Below are 19,259 nucleotides of genomic sequence, written 5' to 3'. Positions count from 1 at the left end.
CAGGTTAAGGGGGATGGGCCACGTTCCACGTGGAACAATCTCTATTTGCCGATGCAAAAGCCCGAAAAAAGACGGTCCAGCATATCCTCCGTGCTGGCCTGCCCGGTCAGCGCGTCGATGCTATTGCGGGCGAGCCGTAAATCTTCGGCAATGACGAGCAGGTCGCTGGTCGCGCCAGCGGCGTGAAGATGCTCGTTCAGCTGTCCAACTCGCTGTCTCTGTCGTGCATGCAGGGCATAGTCGCCCTCCCCCGGCAGCAGTGCGGCTGCACGTGTGCGGAGCATGTCGATAAGCGCATTCATCCCTGCGCCGGTGCGGGCCGACAGCGACAGGCCGATGCGTTCGGTATCGATACGATCGCTTTGCGCAGCGACCAGGACGGCATCCGCACGTGGCAGGTCGGCGGGGTCGCCCAGCCACAGGATGATGTCGGCCGCGTCTAGCGCGGCGCGGGCGCGGTCGATGCCTATGGCCTCGATCGCGTCGCCTGTCTCTTCCCGCAGGCCAGCAGTATCGGTGAAGAGGAAAGCGGTGCCACCGATCGCAGCCGGTACTTCGATCCGGTCGCGGGTGGTGCCGGCAATGTCGGAGACGATCGCGGCTTCGCGCCCGACCAGCGCGTTCAGCAGAGTGGACTTGCCGGCATTGGGTGGTCCGGCCAGCACGACCCGCACACCGTCGCGCAGACGCTCCGCTGATGGCGCGGCGAGGATGGTGGCGACATCCTGCGCCAGCGTGGCAATCCCCTCGCCGATCCGTTGCTCGATCGCGGCATCGGGCACATCATCTTCATCGGAGAAATCGAGCGCCGCTTCGGCCATGGCGCTGAGGTCGAGCAGGCGCCGGCGCCAGTCGTCGATGCGACGGGAAAAATGTCCCTCCGCCATCAACAGTGCGGCGCGGCGCTGGCCCTGAGTCTCGGCGGCGAGCAGATCGGACAGGCCCTCCACCGCGTTCAGGTCCATCCGGCCATGGGCGAAGGCTCGCCGGGTGAATTCACCGGCCTCGGCACGGCGCAGGCCGGGCATGATACCCAGCGCGTCCTCGACGGCGGAGACGACGGCACGGCCGCCATGGCAATGGAGTTCAGCCATGTCTTCGCCCGTCACCGTGGCGGGACCGGGCAGCCACAGCAGCAGCGCGCGGTCGAGCGGGGTGTCGTCACGCGGGTCTTTGAGCAAGGCAAGGCTGGCGGTGCGCGGCGTCGGCAGGCGGCGCGCCAGCGCACGAAGCGCAGCACCGGCCTGCGGCCCGCTTACCCGAATGACCGCAATGCCCGCCGGCGGCGCGCCGCTCGACAACGCGAAAATGGTGTCGCCGTCGCGCGCAGACATAAGGGCTTATTTCTTGTCGCTACTTCCGGACATGCCCGCCAGGCCCATATTCATCATCTGCTGGAACAGGCGCATGCCGGCGTCGCCCATGGGCGAGAAGCTCTTGAACAGGGTTTCCATCTGTTCGGCGCTGCCAATGCCGTCGAAGCCGTCCAGCATGGTCTTGATATATTTGTCATGGATGGGTGTCACGTCGGGCAGGCCCAGAAAGGCGCGGGCTTCGGCAGGCGTGCAGTCCACATCGACGGTTACCTTCATGTCCCTGCCCTTCCCTGTCGGCCGATTGATCGCGGTCGCGCCGTCATGCCGCAAATGGCAGCGATAAGGCAAATTTTTAAACGCAGCGAGCGGTTGCACCCGGCATCGGAACGGCCAATATGCGCCCTATCTTTCCATAAAAAAGGATATCGGCATGGGCGATTTCACCCCGATCAGCACGTTGGACGGCGACGGCACGTTCGACGCCTATGTGGCGCAACCCGAAGGAACGGCGAAGGCAGCGATCATCGTCATCCAGGAAATTTTCGGCGTGAATGAAGGTATCCGTCGCAAATGCGATAGCTGGGCTAAGGCCGGCTATGTCGCCTATGCCCCCGACCTGTTCTGGCGGCTGAAGCCGCACATCGAACTGGACCCCGATGTACCGGCGGAAATGCAGCAGGCGCTGGATGACATGCCCAAGTTCAACCAGGATCAGGGCATTCGCGATATCGAAGCGACGATCAAGGCGGCACGCGCCGCCGGCGCGGAGACGGTCGGACTGGTCGGCTATTGCCTGGGCGGACGGCTCGCCTTCATGGCCGCATGCCGCACCGATGGCGATGCCTTTGTCGGCTATTATGGTGTCGGCATCGACGGCTTGCTGAACGAACAGCATGCGATCGGCAAGCCGGTGCTGTTGCATGTGCCGACCGCAGATCATTTCGTCCTGCCTGATGCGCAAAAGGCGATGCATGAAGGGCTGGCCGACAACCGCCACGTCACGCTGTTCGACTATGAGGGGCTGGACCATGGCTTTGCCGCAGAGATGGGCAATCGCCGCGACGAAGCCGGCGCGGAACTGGCCGATGGGCGCACGGCTGACTTCTTCGCGCAGGCGCTCGCCTGATGAGCGGCGCATGGCGGATGGTCGCCGGCAGTCATGGCGGGCCGGAGGTGATCGCGCGCGAGGAGTTCGATCCGGGCGAACCGGGTGAAGGCGAAGTGCTGATCGCGCAGGATGCGGTCGGCCTGAACTTCATCGACACCTATTATCGCACCGGCCTTTATCCGGCCCCCCTGCCCACCCCATTGGGGTCGGAGGGTGCCGGCGTGATCGCCGCCGTTGGCCCCGGCGTGTCCGGTCTGGCGGTCGGGGACAAGGTGGGCTGCGCCAGCGGGCTTGGTGCCTATGCCACGCACCGGATCGTGCCGGCGGACCGGGTGGTCCGCATTCCCGATGGCGTGTCGACGCAGGATGCGGCGGCCATGATGCTCAAGGGCATGACGGCCTGCTATCTGGCCGAGGATATCATGCCGCTGAAGGCCGGTCAGGTCGCGCTCGTCCATGCGGCGGCCGGCGGTGTCGGATCGGTGCTGGTGCCCTGGCTGCGCGACAAGGGCGTGATCGTCATCGCCCATTGCGGATCGGCCGAAAAAGCGGCGTCGGTCGTGGCGGATCACAGCCTGCATGGCCCGTTCGACGATTTGGCGGCGCGTGTGCGCGAGTTGACGGACGGCGCGGGCGTGGATGTCGTCTATGACGGCGTCGGCAAGGACAGTTGGGGCGCTTCGCTCGCCAGCCTGAAGCGGCGCGGCATGATGGTCAGCTATGGCAATGCGTCGGGCGCGGTGCCGCCGGTCAGCCTGCTGGACCTCAGCCGGGGCGGATCGCTCTATGTGACGCGGCCCACTTTGTTCGATTATATCGCCACGGCGCAGGATCTGGCCCACACCGCCGACCGGCTGTTCGACCGGATGCGGCGCGGCGTGGTGAAAGCGGTGATCGGCCAGCGCTTCGCGCTGACCGATGCCGCAGAGGCGCATCGGGCGCTGGAGGCACGGCAGACAACGGGGACGACGATCCTTCTGCCCTGATCGTAATCAAAAAGGACCGCCATGATGCGTCATGGCGGCTCTTGTCCTTTTATCGTCCCGTCCAGTGGCGGAGTAGTTTCTTGAGCGGTGAAGCCGGCCGGTCCGGGCGGGCATCAGGCCGGGCGCCGGGTTCGCGATGGACCAGCGGCGTCATCTGCACATCATCGACAGATTTGAGCGCCGGCAATTTGGTGCAGACGATCGCATCCTGCAACCCGTCACCCATGCCCCCGCCCATCCAGCAGCCATAGCTGACCTTGGTCACGGCCATGCCGGCCTGCCACACCATCTGCCGGATCAGGTTGGTGTCGAAGGCGATGAAGGCCAGCGGATCGTCCGGATTGGCGATGAAGACATCGCCCGCGTCATACATACGCTGGCGATCAAGCGGAAAGATCGCCTGACCGGCCAGCACCATATGGCGAGAAAATTCATTCAGCTCGAAGCAGGTGAACATGAACCGCCCGCCCGGCTTCAGCATGGAAGAGACGAAGTTCAGCATCAGCTGAAAATCGGCCTGGGTCAGGTGGGTGAACACCGAAAAGGCATAGGCATCTGTGAAATTATCGCGATAGGTATCGGTCAGGGCCGCGGTCGTCTTGCGCTCGCGCTGTTCGATGAAGCGATCATAATGATCGTTCGCGCCCTCTACCAGTTCGAACTGCGTGTTCGGCAGATGGGGCGCGATATGCTGGTCGCAAAAGTCGATGACCGGCGGCATGATGTCCATACCGACCAGTTGCTGCGGCCGGACCCCGGCCTTGTGCAGTGACACCAGCCCGCGACCGATGCCGCAGCCGAAATCCAGAATGCGCGACTGGCCGCCCAGCGGCAGCAGCCGGGTCAGGATGGCGATGCAGGCGTCCCCCACCAGTTCGGGGTCGGAACCGCCCACCCAGTCGTTCATCGGGCTTGCCCGCATCTGATCGTAGATCTGGGCCAGGTCGGCCATATATTCCCCCTCTCGTGCAGAGCGGGCCGACGCTAGCGGGCAAGTCGAACGATAACAAGCAGCTAGCATGGGCGTCTGCGTCGATCGGCCGGAAAAGAAAATGGGGCATGATCCGGTCCGGATCATGCCCCATCGTGCCTCTGGTTGCAGGCTTGGCGGTCAGCTGAACAGAGTCAGGATACCGACCTGCTGGTCGACAAAGCCGTCATAGATCATCTTGACCGCGACATAGAGGATGACCGCAAGGCCGATATAGGCGATCCAGCGGAAACGCTCGATATAATGGGCGATGACATTTGCGGCGATCCCCATGAGCGCGACCGACAGGACCAGACCGATCATCAGGATGCCGGGATGGTCGCGGGCCGCGCCGGCCACCGCCAGCACATTGTCCAGGCTCATCGACACGTCGGCCACGGCGACGGCCCAGGCGGCGGCGGCGAAGCTCTTGGCCGGGCGCAGGCCCGACACATCATCGTCGCTTGGATCGTCGGGCGTGTCCGCGCCGCGCGCCGGGTGCAGTTCGCGCCACATCTTCCAGCTGACCCAAAGCAGCAGCAGGCCACCCGCCAGGATCAGACCGACAATCTGCATCAACTGGCTGACCACCAGGGCGAAGGCGATGCGTAGGACCAGCGCGGCGATGATACCGATCAGGATCACCTTCTTGCGCTGATCGGCCGGCAGGCCCGCCGCCAGCGCACCGACGACGATGGCATTGTCGCCCGCCAGCAGCACGTCGATCATCAATACCTGCACGAACGCAGACAAGGCAGATGGCGATGTGATATTGCTGAAATCATTGATGATATGCTGCCAGATATCGGCGGGCGAGCCGAGCCCCTGAGCAGCCGAAGCGGCGGTGGCGAGAAGGTCGAACATGGCGGCCTGACGTCCCTGACTGAAGCTAAGAAGAAAGCCGGACCATATATGGCCCGGCTCCAATGGCAAATAACCGCTGTGCGCATGGCGACCGGCGCGGTCGCCGCATCGCTTACTGGTTCATGGAATCGAAGAAATCTTCGTTGGTCTTGCTGTCCTTCATCTTGTCCAGCAGGAACTCCATGGCGTCGACCGTGCCCATCTGCATCAGGATGCGACGCAGCACCCACATCTTGCTGAGCTTGGGCTTGTCGACAAGCAACTCTTCCTTGCGGGTGCCGGACTTGCCGACATCCAGCGCCGGGAAGATGCGCTTGTCCGCGACCTTGCGGTCCAGCACGATTTCCGAGTTGCCGGTGCCCTTGAACTCTTCGAAAATGACTTCGTCCATGCGGCTGCCGGTGTCGATCAGCGCGGTGGCGATGATGGAAAGCGAACCGCCTTCCTCAATGTTACGCGCGGCGCCGAAGAAGCGCTTGGGGCGCTGGAGCGCGTTGGCGTCCACACCGCCGGTCAGCACCTTGCCCGACGAGGGGACGACGGTGTTGTAGGCGCGGCCGAGGCGGGTGATCGAGTCGAGCAGGATGACGACATCCTTCTTGTGCTCGACCAGGCGCTTGGCCTTTTCGATCACCATTTCGGCGACCTGAACGTGACGGGTGGCGGGCTCGTCGAAGGTGGAGGACACGACCTCCCCCTTCACGCTGCGCTGCATGTCGGTGACTTCTTCCGGCCGCTCGTCGATCAGCAGGACGATCAGGAAGACTTCGGGATGATTGTCGGTGATCGCCTTGGCGATATTCTGGAGCATCACCGTCTTGCCGACGCGGGGCGGCGCGACGATCAGGGTACGCTGGCCCTTGCCCTGCGGCGATACGATGTCGATGACGCGGGCCGACTTGTCCTTCTGGGTCGGGTCGCCCGGATCGAGCGTCAGCTTCTGTTCGGGATAGAGCGGCGTCAGATTGTCGAAATTGACGCGGTGACGGACGACATCGGGATCGTCGAAATTGACGGTGGTCAGCTTGGTCAGCGCGAAATAGCGCTCGCCATCCTTGGGCGCGCGGATTTCGCCTTCGACCGTGTCGCCGGTGCGCAGGCCGAATTTGCGGACCTGGTTGGGCGACACATAGATGTCGTCGGGGCCGGCCAGAAAATTGGCTTCCGGGCTGCGCAGGAAGCCGAAGCCGTCGGGCAGCACTTCGATCGTGCCTTCGCCCATGATCTGCTCGCCATTTTCCGCCTCGGCCTTGAGGATCGCGAACATCAGGTCCTGCTTGCGCAGCGTCGATGCGCTTTCGACGCCCAGTTCCTCCGCCATGGTGACGAGGTCGGCAGGAACGGTCTTCTTGAGGTCCTTTAAGTGCATGCGAATCGGTCCGATGGAGAGAGGAGGAATGTGAGGCCGGAAAAGGAAGGAAGGAACCGGACAGGATGCCGATCGAGTCCCGCTCCGGACGGACGGGATGAGTTGTCTGGCGTTTAACGATTGCAAAGGCCTTTAGTCAAGGCAGGACAGGCGCGGATAGCAGCGGAAAATCGCCTTTTTGGCCCCGATGCGGGTCGGGTGGTGGCGCTGGCGCGATGATGGCCATCCATGATATAAGCGCAGCATAAAATGGAAGGATGAGGATATGGGACGGCGCCCGGTTTTTCTGGCTGTCTCCTTGACGGCCCTGCTGGGCATCGGGCTTGTGACCGGCGGCGCGCCTCTCGCTGCGCAGGATCAGGCCGCGCCGATACCATCCGCAGCCCTGCCCTCTCTCGACCCGGATGTGCAGCCCGCCATCGTGCAAACCGGTCCGCCGCTGGACGACCGCGTCACCATCCCCATTTCGATCGACGGCAAGGGGCCGTGGAACTTCATCATCGACACCGGATCGCAACGCACGGTGATTGCCCGCGATCTGGCGCAGAAGCTGGCGCTGGCGCCGCGCGCCAATGTCACCATCCTCAGCATGACCGGGCGGTCGGAAGCGCAGACGGTCGCGGTGCCGCGGCTCGGCTTTGGCGCGGGCACGATCGACGATATAGAGGCGCCGGTGCTGGAGGGCGAAAATCTGGGCGCGGCCGGCTTGCTGGGGCTGGACAGTTTGCATGCCAAGCGGGTGACGCTGAATTTCCGCACCGGACGGATGGAGATTGCCAGCAGTGGTGCGAACCGGCGCCTGGCGGTCGATCCCGATACGATCGTGGTCGAAGCGCGGCGCAAGCGTGGCCAGCTGATCCTGCTCGATTCCGAGGTGAATGGCATGCGGGTCAATGTCATGCTGGATACGGGCAGCGTATTCAGCATCGGCAATCTGGCGCTGCGCGACAAGCTGCTGGCGAAGAAGCGCGCGCCGGCAATGCTGGAAGCGACGCTGACCAGCGTCACCGGCGGGACGCTGACGGGCCAAGTCGCGCGGATCAAGGGCGTGCGGATGGGGCGCGTCAACCTGATCGAGGTGCCGGTGCTGTTTGCCGATGCCAGCCCCTTCGCCGAGCTGGGTTTGCAGGACAAGCCGGCGCTGCTGCTGGGGATCAGCGCGCTGAAAGTGTTCGATCGGGTGGCGATCGACTTCGGCCGGGGCAAGGTGGACTTCCTCCTGCCCGATGCCAGCGCCGCGCAGCCGACCCGCTGGGCAGTGAATGATCGCGCCAAGGGCTAAGAATTTTGGCACGCACCTCCACAATGGATGAACCGATCCTTACTAATCGGGATTTATTGCCACATAGTTGGAAATATTCCGGATATAAAATGGCTGATATAAATCAAAATCCCCGATTCCCGTGGCTTTTCTGAAACTGGCACGACCCCTGCAATGTCTTTGGCATGATCCACGACGGGTCATCACAGAGATTTCAGGGAAGGACCAAGACCATGAAGACCATCGCTTTCGCCGCCGCCATCGTCGCTGCCACCGTCGCCGTTTCGGCCGCTGCCACCCCCGCTTTTGCCCAGGAACAGAGCGGTATCACCGCCGCCAAGGTGCGCTATGACGCGAAGACCGACCGCTATTGCATCCGGCAGACGCTACCCAGCACCATCGTCCCGATGGCGCAGTGCCGTTCGAAGAGCGAATGGGCGCAGAATGGGCTGACCATCAACCACAGCAAGCCCGCCGTTCAGCTGGCCCGCCGCTGATGCGCTGCGCAGGCCCGGCTTTCCATCCCCTTCCCTATCGGTCCAGCCGGGCCGATCAGGGGTTGGTGGAAGGTCGGGTTGACGGCTGTTGTTGTTGCTGTTGGCGCTGACGATCGCGGCCCAGCACATTGTCGATCCACTGCTGGTCGATACGCGGCGGTTGCGGGCGATCCTCCGGATCGACCTCCATTTGCTGATCGTCACTATCCTCATTGGACGAGGAGGAAGGCCGCTGTCGCTGGATCGGCAGGCCATTTTCATCGACCATCATGCCGCCATCCATGCCGCCCGTGCCGTTGTCCGGGCTGCCATAATAGGCCTCCTCGTCAGGCTCCAACTGCCATTCGGGCAATGTCACCTGCGTCTCGAACTGCTCCACCGGGCGCTTCGCCACCGCCACCTTCATATAGTCGGCAAAGGCCCGTGCAGGCGCGCGACCGCCCTGCAGCCCGCCGACCGTCTTGGCATCGTCGCGACCCATCCAGACGCCGGTGGTGATGCCGCTGGAAAAGCCCAGGAAATAGCCATCCTTGTTGCTGGACGTCGTGCCGGTCTTGCCCGCCACCGGGCGACCGATCTGCGCGGCCTTACCCGTGCCGGTCGACACCGCCGTCTGCATCAGGTCGGTCATGCCCGCCGCAACCCAGGGGGCTACCAGCACGCGGCTGGTATCGTCCTGATGCTGGTAAAGCATGCGGCCATCGGCCGTCGTCACCTTGGTGATGCCATAGGGCGTCACGGCAATGCCCTTGCGCGCGATCGAGGCGGCGGCGCGGGTCATGTCGATCAGCCGCACGTCCGACGTGCCCAGCACCATCGAAGGATGGGTGTTGACCGGCGTCGTGACGCCAAAACGGCGGGCCATGTCGGCGACGGTCGGGAAGCCGACCTCCACGCCCAGTTTCGCCGCGACCGTGTTGATCGAATAGGCAAAGGCGGTGCGGATGTCGATGTCACCGGCAAAGCGGCCATTGGCGTTGCGTGGGCTCCAGCCGTTGATCGTCACCGGTTCGTCGGTGACGCCGGTGTCCGGGGTATAGCCCGCCTCCAGCGCCGCCATATAGACGAAGATCTTCCAGGCGGAACCGGGCTGGCGCGTCGCGGTGGTGGCGCGATTATAGTTGGACGTCACATAGTCCAGGCCGCCGACCATCGCCCGCACCGCGCCGTCGCGGTCCAGGCTGACCAGCGCGCCCTGCGTGCCGCCGGGGACATTGGCCTTGATCGCGGCCGTGGCGGCATTCTGCATGCCCAGGTCGATCGTAGTATAGACTTCCAGCGGCTCATTCGGCTCGTCGATCAGCAGGTCGAGCTGTGGCAGCGCCCAGTCGGTGAAGTAACGCACGCTGTTCTGTGGCGGCTCGGGGGCCATCTTGACACTGGACAGGTCGGCGCCGGCGCGTTGCGATGCGGAAATGGCGTCATTTTCCTGCATCAGGTCCAGCACCACGCCGGCGCGGCCGATCGCGGCATCGGCGTCGGCGGTGGGCGAATAGCTGGACGGCGCCTTCACCAGACCGGCGATGATCGCCGCTTCGGGCAGGTCGAGCGAGGTGGCGGGATGGCCGAAAAATTTGCGGCTGGCCGCGTCGATGCCATAGGCGCCGCCGCCGAAATAGACCTTGTTCAGGTAGAGTTCGAGGATCTGCCGCTTGGAGAATTTGCGCTCCAGCGCCAGCGCCAGCACCATTTCGCGGATCTTGCGGCCGAAACTATAGCTGTTGTTGAGGAAGATGTTGCGCGTCACCTGCTGGGTGATGGTCGATGCGCCCTGCCAGCGGCGGCCAGTACCGCGCCGTTCCACCGCGACCCAGGCGGCGCGGGCCATGCCGATCGGATCGACACCGGGATGCAGATAGAAGCGGCGATCCTCGGTCGAAACCATGGCATCGACCATGACCTCGGGAATCTGGTCGTAGCTCAACCATTGGCCGAAACTCGGCCCAAGCGACACGATCACGCTGCCATCGGCGGCATGGACGCGGATCATCTGGCCGTTGGGAGAGGATTTCAGGCTGCTATAATCGGGCAGCGACTGCATCGCGATCACCACCGCGATCACGATCGCCAACAATCCCGCGACCGCCGCGGCAAGGCCGATCTTCAGCCCGCGCAGCGCCCATGTCTTCGCGCGGCCACGCGGCGCGCTCTTCTTCTTGCCTGATCCTGCCATCTGTGCCGCCCCGGATACGCGCTAATCCCGGCCCCGGCCAGCGCAAATCATGCAACCGGCGCGGAAAAAGACCGTCGCGCCGTCCATGGCGAATGGCGCTTTACCGGGGATGAACGGGCATCGTGCAGTCCTGATGCAGGCAGTGGGGAAAGCATGCGCAGACCCGACCTGCACCTGCCCTGGTCAGGCTTCGTCGCGCGGCTTGAAGTCCAGCCCGGCACTATTCATGCAATAGCGCAGGCCGTTGACGCCCGGCCCATCAGGAAAGACATGGCCCAGATGCCCCTCGCAGGTGGCGCAGCGCACCTCGGTGCGGATCATGCCATGGCTGGCGTCGCGAATCTCCTCGACCGCGTCGATATCGACTGGCGCGGTGAAGCTGGGCCAGCCCGACCCGCTGTCATATTTTTCCTCGGCGTCGAACAGTTCGGCGCCGCAGCCGGCGCAATAATAGACGCCGTCGGCCTTGTTGGCGTTATATTTGCCGGTGAAGGCCCGTTCGGTGCCGGCTTCGCGCAGCACATGATATTGTTCGGGGGAAAGGCGGTCGCGCCATTCGGCTTCGCTCAGGGTCAGCTTGTCCATGGCGGCAATATGGCGCTGTATGACAGGTCGTTCAAGTCCGGGTTCAGGCCCGTTCGCGCGCCGCCTGCCGGGCGATGGCGAGCAGTTCGTGGCGGACCAGCAGGTCGCCGGTGCCCCGGCCGGATCGAGTGGCGCGCTCGGCATCCAGCAGGCGCTGGATGACGCGGGCGATGCCCGGTGCGTCCCATGTCCGTACCTGGCGCGTGACCAGTCCCTTTTCCTTCCAGAAAACCGCCTTGCCCGCCGCCTCGACCGCGCCCTCCAGCCGGCCGCTGGCATCGAAATCGGTGCGGATATTGGCGATCAGCATCGCGCGGCCCAGCAGCGGGCGGATGACCGCGGCCATCGCCGTGCCGGTTTCGCTGAGGCTGGTCAGTTCGCGGTGCATGGCGCGCAGATCGCCGCCCAGCACGGCGTTGACCAGAGGCGCGACCTCCGTATCGGGATTGTCGGCGGACAGGGCATCGAGCGCTTCCGCCGTCGCTTCGCGCGGCCGGTCGGGCGCGGCGTCGAGATAGAGGATCAGCTTCTCGATCTCGCCCGTCATCAGCGCCCGGTCGCCATTGGCGAGCGACACGATCCGCCGCGCGAGGTCGGTCGACAGCCGCAGCCCGCCGTCGCGGGCGATGCCGATGGCGATCTGTTCGGATTCGCGCGCATCGGGCTGGTAGGAGATGCAGGCCATCGCGCCCTTATGCTCCAGCGCCAGCTTGACCAGCTTGGACGTCGCCTTGAGCGCGCCGGCGACCGCGATGACCGGATTGCCGGCGGCCTCCGCCTCCAGCAGGGCGGTCAACGCCGGGACCGATTCCTCGCCCATGCCGCTGACGCGAATCCAGCGCTTGTCGCCGAACATGGAGAAGGACGCGGCTTCGTCCGCCAGCCGGGCGGGATCGTCCTTCAGCGTCGTGCCGTCCAGATCGACCCGTTCCGCCTGCGGCCCCATGGCGCGTTCCAGCCGCCTGGCAAGCGACTGGCTGCCCGCTTCGTCGGGGCCGTAGAGCAGGAAGAAGCGGATATCCGCCGGCGGCGCGTCCAGCGCCCGTTCGATCTGGCTGCGATTGGCCTTCAAGGGCGCGCCGCCTTGCGCGAATAGAGCGCCAGCCGCGTAATGATCTGGTCCGCCACCGTCTGCGACAGCCGTTCCAGCGCGGTATCTTCGGCCGCGATGGTGGCATATTCGCTGGAGGTGACGTCGATGCCGGCGTCCGACCCGGCGGTGTCGTCCAGCAATTGCGTGCCGGTCGTTTCGTCCACCAGTTGATAGCGCGCCCGCAGCGTGCGCCGTTCGCGGGTGATGGCGGCGTCGGCGCGCAGGCCGAAACCGCTGATATTGTCGTCCAGCTTCACCATCAGCTTGTAGCGCGGCCCAGAGCCACCTTGCATCGCCGACAGCCGGTCGTTGAGCGCGTTGCGCATCAGCCAGCCGGCCTTGCCTTCGATCGGCTCGACCGTGACATTGCCCAGCGCCTGCGCCACCGGCCCCTGGCTACCCCCGCCATAGACGGGACGCAGCCCGCAGGCGGTGAGGAGCAGAGGCAGGGCGATAAGGGGCAGGATGCGCTTCATGCCAAACTCCATAACCGTTCGCCCTGAGCCTGTCGAAGGGCTTTCCTCGCGCTTCGACGGCTCAAGGCCGAACGGGATCTATCAGATCACGATGTTCACCAGACGGCCCGGCACCACGATGATCTTCTTGGGTGTAGCGCCATCAAGCGTGCGAACCACATTGGGCGCGGCCAGAGCGAGCTTTTCCAGCGCGTCCCTGGGCGTATCCTTCGCCACGGTGATGGTGTCGCGCAGCTTGCCCATCACCTGACAGGCGATGGTCACTTCATCATCCACCAGCAGCGCCGGATCGACCACTGGCCATGCGGCGTCGGCGATCAGCCCTTCTCCGCCCATCTCCGCCCAGCCTTCTTCGGCCAGATGCGGCGTCATCGGCGCGACCAGCAGCGCCAGGCTGCGGATCGCGGCGGTGCGCGATGCCGACGGCTTGGCCTTCTCGATCGCGTTGGTCAGTTCGTAAATCTTGGCGACGGCCTTGTTGAAGCCCAGCGCCTCGATATCCTTGGCGATGCCATCGACGGTCTGGTGCAGCTTGCGGTCCAGCGCCTTGTCGTCGCCTTGCGCCGAGGCATCGGCTTCGCCGAACAGGCGCCACACGCGGTTGACGAAGCGCCACGACCCTTCGATCCCCGCCTCGGTCCAGGGCAGGTCGCGTTCCGGCGGGCTGTCCGACAGCATGAACCAGCGTACCGCATCCGCGCCATATTGGGCGATGATATCGTCAGGATCGACGACATTCTTCTTCGACTTGGACATTTTGATGACCCGGCCGACCTCGACCGGCGCATTGTCCGCGACCAGCGTGGCGCCCTCGGCCGTCCGGCTGATTTCACCCGGCGCGAAATAGACGGGAGGCAACCCCTCGCCCTGTTCGCGACTATACGTCTCATGCGTCACCATGCCCTGCGTGAACAGGCCGGTGAACGGCTCGGCAAAGTCCAGCTGCCCCATATGCTGGAGCGCACGGGTCCAGAATCGGGCGTAGAGCAGATGCAGGATCGCATGTTCCACGCCGCCAATATATTGGCCGACCGGCAGCCATTGTTCGACCGTCGCGCGATCGAACGGCTTGTCCGACGGCTGGCTGGCGAAGCGGATGAAATACCAGCTGGAATCGGCAAAAGTGTCGAGCGTGTCCGTCTCACGCACCGCCGGCTTGCCGCAGGACGGGCAATCGACATGCTTCCAGGTCGGATGACGGTCCAGCGGATTGCCCGGAATGTCGAACGATACGTCTTCCGGCAATACGACGGGCAACTGCGCCTTGGGCACCGGCACGGCACCGCACGCCTCGCAATGGATGACCGGGATCGGCGTACCCCAGTAACGCTGGCGCGACACGCCCCAGTCGCGCAGGCGGAACACGGTCTTGCCCGCGCCCCAGCCTTCCGTTTCGGCGCGGCCAATGACGGCGGCCTTGGCATCCTCGACGGTCATGCCGTCCAGGAAGCGGCTGTTCACCAGATTGCCGGGACCGGTATAGGCCTCGTTGTGGATCGGCGTGTCGGCCTCGCCTTCCAAAGCGACCACGCGTTCGACCGGCAGCATATATTTGCGCGCAAAGTCGAGGTCGCGTTGGTCATGCGCGGGCACGCCCATGACGGCGCCGGTGCCATAGTCCATCAGCACGAAATTGGCGATGAAGACGGGCAGATGCCATTCGGGGTCGAAGGGATGCGCGACCGTCAGGCCGGTGTCGAAGCCCAGCTTCTCCGCCGTTTCCAGTTCGGCCGCCGTGGTGCCGCCTTCCTTGCACTTTTCGATGAAGGCGACGGCGTCCGGGTTGCTCGCGGCTACCGCCTGCGCCACCGGATGGTCCGCTGCGATCGCGACGAAGCTGGCGCCGAAAATGGTGTCGGGGCGGGTCGAATAGACCTCGATCCGGCTGTCGAACGGCGCGACCGGTTCGAAATGAAATTGCAAACCGACCGACTTGCCGATCCAGTTTTCCTGCATCGTCCGCACCTTGTCGGGCCACTGGTCCAGACCCTTCAGGCCCTCCAGCAAGTCGTCTGCGAACTGCGTGATTTTCAGGAACCACTGGCTGAGCTTGCGCTTCTCGACCAGCGCGCCCGAACGCCAGCCGCGCCCGTCGATCACCTGCTCGTTGGCCAGCACGGTCATGTCGACCGGATCCCAATTGACCGCAGACTCCTTACGATAGACCAGGCCCGCTTCCAGCATGTCCAGGAACAGCGCCTGCTCATGGCCATAATAGTCCGGCTCGCAGGTGGCGAGTTCGCGGCTCCAGTCGATCGCGAAGCCCAGCTTCTTCAACTGCGCGCGCATATTGGCGATATTGTCGCGGGTCCACGAACCCGGATGGACCTTCTTTTCCATCGCCGCATTTTCGGCCGGCATGCCGAAGGCGTCCCAGCCCATGGGATGCAGCACTTCATGCCCGGTCATCCGGCGGAAGCGGGCCAGCACGTCGCCCATCGAATAATTGCGGACATGACCGATATGAATGCGCCCCGACGGATAGGGGAACATCTCCAGCACATAGGAACGCGGCTTGGTCGAGGCGTCGTCCGCCTTGAAGCTTTGCTGCTTGTCCCATGTCGCCTGCCAGCGGGCGTCGGCCTCCAGCGGGTTGAAGCGCCTCTGCATGTCATGTCCTTACAAATGCGGGCGGGCTGGGCCTATTGCAAAGCCCAGCCCGAAAGGTTCGAAAAATCGGGCATTTATCATGCCCGCAAAGGGGTGGGTCAGCCGATCGCCGTGCGGCGCAGGTCGCGCGCCTTGGTGAGGATGATCTCTTCCAGCTTCTGCACGGTGGCGGCGGCGACCGGGGCATCGACCCACTGGCCGCCCTGATTGACCTGGCGGCTGGCGGCGACGCGCAGGGCATCGGCGCGCAGATCCTGATCCAGGATCGACACGGTCAGCTTCATCCGTTCATTGGGCGTGTTCGGATTGGCATACCAGTCGGTGACGATCACGCCGCCGTTCGAATCGGTCTGCACCATCGGCATGAAGGACAAAGTGTCCAGCGACGCGCGCCACAGATAGGCGTTCACGCCGATCGTCGTCACCTTCGATGCGGCGAGGTCGGCCTTGGGCCGGTCCTTGGACCCGCCACCGCAGGCGGCAAGCGGCAGGATCGCGACCAGCAGCAGGCCGGCGGTTGCAGAGGTGGAAAGGCGGCGGACCATCAGGCATGTCCTAGCTAGAAAAGACGAAAAAACTGCCCGCTTCTATAGTGGCCGTGCGCCATGGGGCAAGGGCTAGGATAAGGGAGGCTCCGCGCATGTGCGACAGGCCGCTCTGGTAGCGTTCACTTCGGTGCCTTCGACTCTGTGTATTCCGTGCAACAGCTCAGACAAAAAGCCTTTCCGCCCCTAGCCAATGGAGGCTTTTCGGGTGTAGAGCGTTGTCAAATATATACGGGTGGGAACAAGAGTCGGGTCATGCGCATGAAAAGGGGACATTTGCTGGGAACGGGCGCGGCGATTGCCGTGGCTGGATTCCTGCTGTCGCCTGCGATCGGCGCCGTCACCGACCTTGCACGCTCGCGCCCCGAAGCCCCTGCGTCGCTGGGCAGCATCGGTTCCTTCACCCCGACGATCAAGGATCCTCGCCTGGCTGCGGCCTATGCCCGGATCGTGGCGTCCGCGAATCAGCGCGGCTTCCGCTTCACCCCGACTAGCGGTTCGCTGAGCGGTCAGCGTTCGGTCACAGTGATGGTGCGGGCTGCCGGTGACGATCGCGTCGCGATCAATCGCCCGCTCGACATGGTCGATATCAAGCCGGTCGCATTCAGCCTGAACGGTGCGCATAACTGGCGCAAGTTCGCCCTGCCCGACGCAGTGGGTCGCAAGGCGCTGGACCCGGTACCGGTCCAGACCATGGTCGATGCCAAGAATTTCTCGCTGGATGACGGCAAGAAGGATCGCTTCAGCACCAAGGTGATGCTGGAAACCCGCCGTGAGCCGGGTACCGCCACTGCGACAGTTCGCAATCCGTCGGCGGACAAGGATTATTCACTGGATCTGGCCAGCAGCTATTCGCTGACGCGCAACCTGAACGTCACCGCCGGCGTGCGCTACAATAACAGCGTGGCGGGCCGCCTGGCGCCGATGACGGATGATCGTCAGGACAGCCAGGCCGTTTATCTGGGCACGATCTTCAAATTCTGATTGGATTGACGGGTTCATCGCAGACTTCGCTGTTTCATGTGAAACAGCGGCACTTTTGCGTACCTGACATGCCCTGAACTAGGCCGGCACCGGCGACGGCAATGCTTCCCCTGCAAAATAGGCACTGAGGTTCGCGCGCAGCATGGCCAGCATCTGCGCCACGGCGGCATCGGTCGCGCCGGCAGTATGCGGCGTCAGCACGCAGTTAGCTACATCTAGCCAGCGCGCGGCATCGGTTGGCTCCTGCGCGAATACATCCAGCGCGGCGCCGCCCAATTGCCCGGCCTTCAGCGCCGCGATCAGCGTCTCCTCATCCACCAACTGCCCCCGCGCGATATTGACCAGCAGGCCGCCCGACCCCAGCGCCGCCATGATATCGGCGTCGATCATGCCGCGATTCGTCTCGTCCGCCTTCGCCGCCACGACCATGATATCGCTCGCCTGCGCCAGCGCTGCCAGACTGTCGGCGCGCGGCCAGCGCAGCGCAGGCTTGGGCCTTGGCCCCCACCATTCTATCTGCATACGCATCGCTTCCGCCCGGCGCGCGATGGCCAGACCAATCGCGCCCATGCCGACGATGCCCAGCCGTGCCCCGCCCAGCGACCGGGTGATGGTCTTGGCGCCCGCCACCCAGCCCCCGGACCGCAATTGCCGATCGCCCGAGACGATCTGCCGCCGGTGGGCGAGGATGAGGCCGATCGCATGGTCAGCCACATCCTCCGCATTGGCGTCGCCCGCATGGGTGACAGCGACGCCGCGCGTCCGCGCCCAATCGAGATCGACCCCGTCATAGCCCACGGTGAAGCAGGCGATGAGGCCGAGCCGCGGCATCGCCGCCAGCAGCGCCGGGTCGAGCCGGAACTCGCCCGCCGTCACCAGAGCCTGCGCATCGGTCAGCCGCGCCCGGCCGGCCTCCTCCCACAGCGGCAGGACGTCGTAATCCGCTGCCAGAGCCGCCAGCAACGGCGCCAGATGCGGCTGGGCGACCAGAACGACCGGGCGCATATCGTTCATCCGATCTGCCGCAGGGCCTGCGCGAAGTCGGCGATCAGATCGTCCGCATCCTCGCAGCCGATCGAGATGCGCACCATATTGTCGCCGATCGCCAGTGCCTTCTTGCGTTCCGCTGGCACCGAGAGGTGCGTCATTGCGGCGGGATGGCTGGCCAGTGTTTCGGTGCCGCCCAGACTCACCGCCAGCTTGGCGATCTTGAGCGCGTCGAGAAAGGCAAAGGCCTCCGCCTCCCCGCCTTTCAGGTAGAGCGAGAAGGTCGACCCCGCACCGGTGCAATGGCGGCGATAGATATCCGCTTGCCGCTCCGTTTCCGGGAAGCCGAGATAGACGATCTTTTCCACCTGCGGCTGGTCGCGCAGCCAGGTGCACACCTTTGCCGCATTCTCGCCCGCCCGGCTCATCCGCAATTCCAGCGTCTCCAGGCTGCGCAGCAACATCCAGGCGCTGTGGGGATCGAGAATGGTGCCGATTGTGTTGCGCATCAGGCGAATGCTGTTGATGAGGGCGTTCGACCCCAGCACCCCGCCTGCGACCAGATCGCTATGCCCGCCGGCATATTTGGTGAGGCTGTAGATGACGAGGTCCGCGCCATGGGCGATCGGCTTGTGCCACAGCGGGCCGAGGAAGGTGTTGTCGATCGCGATCGGTGGGACATGATCCTCGCCAGCGAACAGCGAGTCGCGCCGCGCGACCACCGCCTCCAGATCGACCAGCACATTGGTCGGATTGGCCGGGCTTTCCAGATAGAGCAGGGCGACACGGCCCAGCCCCTTCGCCTTTTCGATGACCGCGCCAATCTCATCCTCAGTCGCGCCGGCCGGGAAATCCAGCCACTGCACCCCGAACTTGCCGAGGATGCGGCCGATCAGCGATTCGGTGGCGGCATAGAGTGGCGCACTATGCACGATGACATCGCCGGGCTGGACCAGTGCCAGCAAGGTGGTCGCGATGGCCGACATGCCGCTGGAAAAGAGCAAGGCGTCCTCCGCCTCCTCCCAGACGGACAGCCGATCCTCACAAATTTCCTGATTGGGACCGTTGAAGCGGGAATAGACCAGACCCTCCGCGCCGCCCGGCCGGATGCCGGTCACGCCCTCGAAATGGCGCTTGCCTGCGGCTGCGCTCTCGAAGGCGAAGGTGGAGGTGAGGAAGATGGGCGGCTTCAACGAGCCTTCCGACAGGGTCGGATCATAGCCATGGCCCATCATCAGCGTGGCGGGCTTCAGCTTGCGGCCGTCAATCTCCATGATCGGCGCCTTGGGCCGGCGGCGGTTGCGTGGCGCATCCACGCCGGTCAGGTCGGCTTCGGTGAAATCAGGGGTGGAATCGGGCGTTTCGCCGGTCATATCATATCTCCTGCTGGCGGCGTCTATTGCGCCGCTGTCATGGGCGGGAGTGTAACGCAGGG

18 protein-coding genes are annotated in these 19,259 nt (G+C 64.4%); 5 read left to right on the top strand and 13 right to left on the bottom strand.

Features of this window, described 5'->3' with window-relative positions; genetic code table 11:
• Window positions 1-41: 41 nt before the first annotated feature.
• Both mnmE and RQH62_RS17355 read right to left on the bottom strand, forming a co-directional pair.
• Window positions 42-1,334 carry a tRNA uridine-5-carboxymethylaminomethyl(34) synthesis GTPase MnmE gene (mnmE, locus tag RQH62_RS17360; protein WP_311269982.1) on the bottom strand — a complete coding sequence of 431 codons (1,293 nt, stop codon included), beginning with the start codon at window positions 1,332-1,334 and terminating at the stop codon, window positions 42-44.
• Window positions 1,335-1,340: 6 nt separating this feature from the next.
• Window positions 1,341-1,592 carry a DUF6489 family protein gene (locus tag RQH62_RS17355; protein WP_311269981.1) on the bottom strand — a complete coding sequence of 84 codons (252 nt, stop codon included), beginning with the start codon at window positions 1,590-1,592 and terminating at the stop codon, window positions 1,341-1,343.
• A gap of 154 nt (window positions 1,593-1,746) precedes the next feature.
• On the opposite strand from RQH62_RS17355, the gene RQH62_RS17350 reads away from it, so the two are divergent.
• Together RQH62_RS17350 and RQH62_RS17345 are read left to right on the top strand one after the other, a co-directional pair.
• Window positions 1,747-2,442 (top strand): dienelactone hydrolase family protein, encoded by a 696-nt coding sequence (locus RQH62_RS17350; RefSeq protein WP_311269980.1) that lies wholly within the window; start codon window positions 1,747-1,749, stop codon window positions 2,440-2,442.
• Complete coding sequence (locus tag RQH62_RS17345; protein ID WP_311269979.1) at window positions 2,442-3,410, top strand: quinone oxidoreductase; 969 nt, start codon at window positions 2,442-2,444, stop codon at window positions 3,408-3,410. The genes RQH62_RS17350 and RQH62_RS17345 overlap by 1 nt, the downstream gene beginning before the upstream one ends.
• Before the next feature lie 49 nt (window positions 3,411-3,459).
• Here the strand turns inward: RQH62_RS17345 and RQH62_RS17340 are convergent, their stop codons facing one another.
• The 3 genes from RQH62_RS17340 to rho form a co-directional block, all read right to left on the bottom strand.
• Window positions 3,460-4,362 (bottom strand): class I SAM-dependent methyltransferase, encoded by a 903-nt coding sequence (locus RQH62_RS17340; RefSeq protein WP_311269978.1) that lies wholly within the window; start codon window positions 4,360-4,362, stop codon window positions 3,460-3,462.
• A gap of 159 nt (window positions 4,363-4,521) precedes the next feature.
• Window positions 4,522-5,244: a YjbE family putative metal transport protein gene (locus RQH62_RS17335; protein WP_311269977.1), complete on the bottom strand. Its 723-nt coding sequence runs from the start codon at window positions 5,242-5,244 to the stop codon at window positions 4,522-4,524.
• Window positions 5,245-5,356: 112 nt separating this feature from the next.
• The gene (rho, locus tag RQH62_RS17330) at window positions 5,357-6,613 is read right to left on the bottom strand and encodes a transcription termination factor Rho (protein ID WP_311269976.1); all 1,257 of its coding nucleotides are present in this window, start codon (window positions 6,611-6,613) and stop codon (window positions 5,357-5,359) included.
• Between the two features lie 265 nt (window positions 6,614-6,878).
• Between rho and RQH62_RS17325 the strand changes: the two genes are divergently transcribed.
• Both RQH62_RS17325 and RQH62_RS17320 read left to right on the top strand, forming a co-directional pair.
• The gene (locus tag RQH62_RS17325; protein ID WP_311269975.1) at window positions 6,879-7,895 is read left to right on the top strand and encodes an aspartyl protease family protein; all 1,017 of its coding nucleotides are present in this window, start codon (window positions 6,879-6,881) and stop codon (window positions 7,893-7,895) included.
• A 212-nt stretch (window positions 7,896-8,107) separates the two neighbouring features.
• Window positions 8,108-8,371, top strand: coding sequence for a hypothetical protein (locus RQH62_RS17320; RefSeq protein ID WP_311269974.1), 264 nt, complete (start codon window positions 8,108-8,110; stop codon window positions 8,369-8,371).
• 55 nt (window positions 8,372-8,426) lie between these two features.
• Here the strand turns inward: RQH62_RS17320 and RQH62_RS17315 are convergent, their stop codons facing one another.
• The 6 genes from RQH62_RS17315 to RQH62_RS17290 form a co-directional block, all read right to left on the bottom strand.
• Window positions 8,427-10,544: a PBP1A family penicillin-binding protein gene (locus tag RQH62_RS17315; RefSeq protein ID WP_311269973.1), complete on the bottom strand. Its 2,118-nt coding sequence runs from the start codon at window positions 10,542-10,544 to the stop codon at window positions 8,427-8,429.
• A 183-nt stretch (window positions 10,545-10,727) separates the two neighbouring features.
• Complete coding sequence (msrB, locus tag RQH62_RS17310) at window positions 10,728-11,129, bottom strand: peptide-methionine (R)-S-oxide reductase MsrB (protein WP_311269972.1); 402 nt, start codon at window positions 11,127-11,129, stop codon at window positions 10,728-10,730.
• Window positions 11,130-11,172: 43 nt separating this feature from the next.
• The gene (gene holA, locus RQH62_RS17305; protein WP_311269971.1) at window positions 11,173-12,201 is read right to left on the bottom strand and encodes a DNA polymerase III subunit delta; all 1,029 of its coding nucleotides are present in this window, start codon (window positions 12,199-12,201) and stop codon (window positions 11,173-11,175) included.
• The gene (gene lptE / locus RQH62_RS17300; protein WP_311269970.1) at window positions 12,198-12,698 is read right to left on the bottom strand and encodes an LPS assembly lipoprotein LptE; all 501 of its coding nucleotides are present in this window, start codon (window positions 12,696-12,698) and stop codon (window positions 12,198-12,200) included. The genes holA and lptE overlap by 4 nt, the downstream gene beginning before the upstream one ends.
• An 81-nt stretch (window positions 12,699-12,779) precedes the next feature.
• The gene (gene leuS / locus RQH62_RS17295) at window positions 12,780-15,308 is read right to left on the bottom strand and encodes a leucine--tRNA ligase (protein ID WP_311269969.1); all 2,529 of its coding nucleotides are present in this window, start codon (window positions 15,306-15,308) and stop codon (window positions 12,780-12,782) included.
• A gap of 98 nt (window positions 15,309-15,406) precedes the next feature.
• Window positions 15,407-15,853 (bottom strand): DUF3576 domain-containing protein, encoded by a 447-nt coding sequence (locus tag RQH62_RS17290; RefSeq protein ID WP_311269968.1) that lies wholly within the window; start codon window positions 15,851-15,853, stop codon window positions 15,407-15,409.
• A gap of 255 nt (window positions 15,854-16,108) precedes the next feature.
• Here RQH62_RS17290 and RQH62_RS17285 point away from each other — a divergent pair, with 255 nt between their 5' ends.
• On the top strand, window positions 16,109-16,837 hold the full coding sequence (locus RQH62_RS17285; protein WP_311269967.1) for a hypothetical protein: 729 nt from the start codon (window positions 16,109-16,111) through the stop codon (window positions 16,835-16,837).
• Between the two features lie 78 nt (window positions 16,838-16,915).
• Here RQH62_RS17285 and RQH62_RS17280 read toward each other — a convergent pair whose 3' ends face one another.
• Both RQH62_RS17280 and RQH62_RS17275 read right to left on the bottom strand, forming a co-directional pair.
• Window positions 16,916-17,851: a 2-hydroxyacid dehydrogenase gene (locus RQH62_RS17280; RefSeq protein WP_311269966.1), complete on the bottom strand. Its 936-nt coding sequence runs from the start codon at window positions 17,849-17,851 to the stop codon at window positions 16,916-16,918.
• Complete coding sequence (locus tag RQH62_RS17275; RefSeq protein WP_311269965.1) at window positions 17,848-19,197, bottom strand: cystathionine gamma-synthase family protein; 1,350 nt, start codon at window positions 19,195-19,197, stop codon at window positions 17,848-17,850. Before RQH62_RS17275 ends, RQH62_RS17280 begins: the two co-directional genes overlap by 4 nt.
• Window positions 19,198-19,259 lie beyond the last annotated feature (62 nt).

The organism is Sphingobium sp. WCS2017Hpa-17 (assembly GCF_031843765.1).
Taxonomy (GTDB): domain Bacteria; phylum Pseudomonadota; class Alphaproteobacteria; order Sphingomonadales; family Sphingomonadaceae; genus Sphingobium.
Note: the sequence above shows the minus strand (reverse complement) of the source record. Positions and strands in the feature narration are given on the sequence as shown.